The 1023-nt window shown below is 34.0% G+C and carries 1 protein-coding gene; it reads left to right on the forward strand.

Annotated elements, in window-relative coordinates; genetic code table 11:
* The first annotated feature begins 113 nt into the window (after nt 1-113).
* A complete protein-coding gene (locus tag PSE7429_RS22980) occupies nt 114-947 on the forward strand; it encodes a hypothetical protein (protein ID WP_009629813.1) in 834 nt (277 codons plus the stop codon).
* The last annotated feature ends 76 nt before the right edge of the window (nt 948-1023 follow it).

Genomic DNA, 1023 nt, shown 5'->3' on the forward strand with positions numbered 1-1023 from the left:
CGCAGCTTTTAGATGTTCTTTCAGAACTTTGCTTTCTTCGGGTGTCATCTTTTAACCTCATTTTTATTCATTTTCTCATATGTCATCTATAAGTAGAAATACTCATTGCATTAGTGAGATGCTCCCAGACGTACGTTTATCAGTACCAACCTAATTGCGGTGGTTATAGTCTTTTAAATAATAATAATTATGATAATTATGATTACAAGCCTACTAAAAACGAACAATTCCATAAAGCCATCGAAACAACTAGATTTGGCGATTTAACTGCTCGCATCAAATATGATTGGGATTTTATTCTTTATAATGTAACCCTTGAATTAACCCAGCAAGGGAAGACAATATTTGAAAAGATAGTTGCCGCTAGGATAATTGCCAATACAGGGGTATCGATGAGTATAAGACTGATGGATTTAAATAATGATGGAGATCCTGCTGTCATTATCAAATACAACTCAGGTACTAGTGGTTGCTGCAATAATACATTAATTTATTATTTTGATTATCAAAAGAATAAATTTAACCATCTTGCCTATTCTCTACCTAGAAAAGATATCAAAATAAAAGATATTGATGGTGATGGGATATGGGAAATTATATCAAAAGATACTGGATTTGAAGAACCTAGTTTTTTTGAACAACCAACTTTAATTCAACATTTTATTCATGGAAAGTTTGTCAATGTAACGCGATGGTTTCCAGAAAAAATTAGGGAAGATAATGAACAATTTAGCCGTGCTCTGAAGTCTAAAAAAAATTCAACTAATGAATACTGGAAAAAAAGTAGAAGACTTGAAATTGCTGCTTATTTGGCTAACAAATATATGTTAGGAGAAGAAATAGAAGGCTGGGATACTATCAACAAAGTATATCAAGAAAGCGATCGCAAGGAATTTTTCGACAAACTGGAAGAGTGGCTTAAACAAAGAGGTTATGATTCGGAATGAGTGGCTTGTAGTAGCGATCGCTCAAACCTTAAACATAATCCAGATCTAAAACCTGCGGCGCACGCGCAGCGTGCGC

This window comes from Pseudanabaena biceps PCC 7429, from assembly GCF_000332215.1.
GTDB lineage: Bacteria > Cyanobacteriota > Cyanobacteriia > Pseudanabaenales > Pseudanabaenaceae > Pseudanabaena > Pseudanabaena biceps.